This is a genomic window from Providencia sp. PROV_01 (assembly GCF_053098325.1).
Genome location: NZ_JBRFKD010000002.1, coordinates 312,550 through 314,685 on the forward strand (window position 1 = coordinate 312,550; position 2,136 = coordinate 314,685).

Annotated in this window: 3 protein-coding genes; all 3 read right to left on the reverse strand. The window is 32.6% G+C overall.

All coding sequences use genetic code 11. The features are described 5' to 3' along the window. Positions 1-791, reverse strand: a 791-nt coding sequence (locus tag ACU696_RS02225; protein ID WP_447343027.1) for a glycosyltransferase family 8 protein, incomplete at its 3' end; no start/stop codon positions are given. Continuing rightward, positions 784-2,022, reverse strand: coding sequence for an O-antigen ligase RfaL (gene rfaL / locus ACU696_RS02230; protein ID WP_209102524.1), 1,239 nt, complete (start codon positions 2,020-2,022; stop codon positions 784-786). The genes rfaL and ACU696_RS02225, both read right to left, overlap by 8 nt. Before the next feature lie 14 nt (positions 2,023-2,036). Then, on the reverse strand, positions 2,037-2,136 hold a 100-nt coding region (locus ACU696_RS02235; RefSeq protein WP_447343223.1), incomplete at its 5' end, for a glycosyltransferase family 8 C-terminal domain-containing protein.

The following is a 2,136-nucleotide window of genomic DNA, read 5'->3' on the forward strand; positions in this document are numbered from 1 at the left end:
GTGTAATGAATTAAAACTGTTTCAGGTGTAATAATGGTTTGATATTTTTGATGAGTTCGGTCATACAGTTCATTTTTTAGTGTATAAACCGTATTAAATTTCTGATTAAGTAATATCAGGTCATTCCTTAAAATAAGGTTTAACACATCTTGATCTGGGTACTTAAACCGTTGTTTCGCATTTTCTGCAGATAACAATTCGAAACATTGCTGAGTAACTCGTTTTTCGTGCCATTTTTTTAAGTTCACAAACATAACACCCGAGTTAAAATAGGTCTCAGCTAACTTTGGAGTGTGAAGCCGTGTCTCACTTTTTGTTCTTACACCGATGTCATCGGCAATAACACCACAAACTTTATCTTTAATTAAATCAGCCGCCAAATTCAATTGGCCATTACAGATAACATCCGCATCCAAATATAGAGCAACATCATAATCTTTCGAGAGATAGTCTAAAGCAACTAACCGAAAATACATTGCTGAAGACCAAATATCAGAAGCTGGCAATGTTTTTAGTAATTGATTATCCAATTCATAAATATGAAATTCAGCTGGAAACTGATGAGAAATAACCTTCAGCTTCTCTAAAAAGCTAGGGCTGACTTTATCTAAAAAATAATGAAATCTGAAGAGCGTATTTGGGTTATTAATAAGTAAAGAGACCGCTGAAACACCAGCACCAAACTGATAGTTTTCATCCGAACCATAAATAACATCAAGACATGGTAATGAGGAATTACTCGTATTAGCCCCCTCATTTAGTAGGTATTTATTTGTTATCAGGTTATTCATGGCACACTCTTTTCTGCTTAGTTGAACTATGTCCCATCATGGCGATTAAAAAACCTAAAAGAATACCTAAAGGCTTAAGGTCCACTTGTTCAAACATCCCACGAACGAGATAGAAACTAATAAGGCTTAACAGCAATGCAATGAAAGCAAAGTAAATTTCCGGTTCATCAGACCTATTTTTTATCCCTTGCATTGAGGAATAGCACATTGACAAAAATACCGCACTAAATATCGCTAACCCTGCAATACCCGCACCAAACCAAATATAAAGCCAAATATTATGGGGCCCAATAGAATATCTAGCGATCCATTTAGGGTGATGTTTAACTACACTGTTGTATTTCTCATGATATATTTTATCACCAACCCCATAGCCAATTATAGGATTTTCCAGTATAAGCTCAAAAGCGGTTCCTTGCGTACCATTAGTATAACGGTGAGAGCTATCTGTCTGCTCTAGCTTATAAAACAGTTTATTACTTGTATCGGGATAAATTAGTTTAATTGAAATAAGTGAAATTACCGAAAGGCATAATACAACTCCAATTAGCTTCCAAGGACGTTTAAAACACAAAAATAATAACCCCGCGACTGCGGCTGCAACCCATGCCCCTCGAGCTAACGTTCCAAGTAAAACAAACAGAAATACAATACTTAAAATATAGAAATAAATAAGTCTAGATTTAGGCAATAAATACCAAAGAATAGGAAGTATTGGAAAGAAGAAAACTAACGCATCCGAAACATGCCTAAAATCATAGGTAGTAAACGGTAAGATACCCTGCTGATAGGCTATATAGTAGCGGTATAACTCAACAAGTAAAACTAAGGCTAACGATACAGTAAAACTCGTTAATAATAGTTTTGAAATCTCTTTTAGGCTTTCTCTATATAAAATAATTGGCAATAAAAGTGATAAACTTAGTATTCCATAATTCAATAAATTATTGTTAATAGTTTTAATAGATACACTTAATATATTTGAATAAGATGTTGATACGTAAAGAAAAATAGAAAAAACAATAACTAAATATAAAAGTTTATTATTTAATCTTTTTAGCACTTTTTTTGTATCTAAAGACAGATAAACCAAAGATGTGGCTATCATCAAATAGAACAGAATATGCTTATATCTGGTTACATTTTCCACAAAAAAAAGAACAACAAAGATTAGCACCAAAGCTTTGTTATACTTTGAGAGAATACTTTCATTTCTATCTAAAAAAGACATAACTTGCCCAATTATTATTTACTTAATTTAACCAAAAAATACTGAAGATTATTTTTTATACCAGAGAGAATTTTTCCCTGATTAAACATATGTTTAGCACAATAGCGCAAATGA

What these genes read in the sequence shown, in the direction of transcription:
- rfaL (WP_209102524.1), bottom strand. Translation starts at nt 2,022, where the DNA reads ATGTCTTTTTTAGATAGAAATGAAAGTATTCTCTCAAAGTATAACAAA.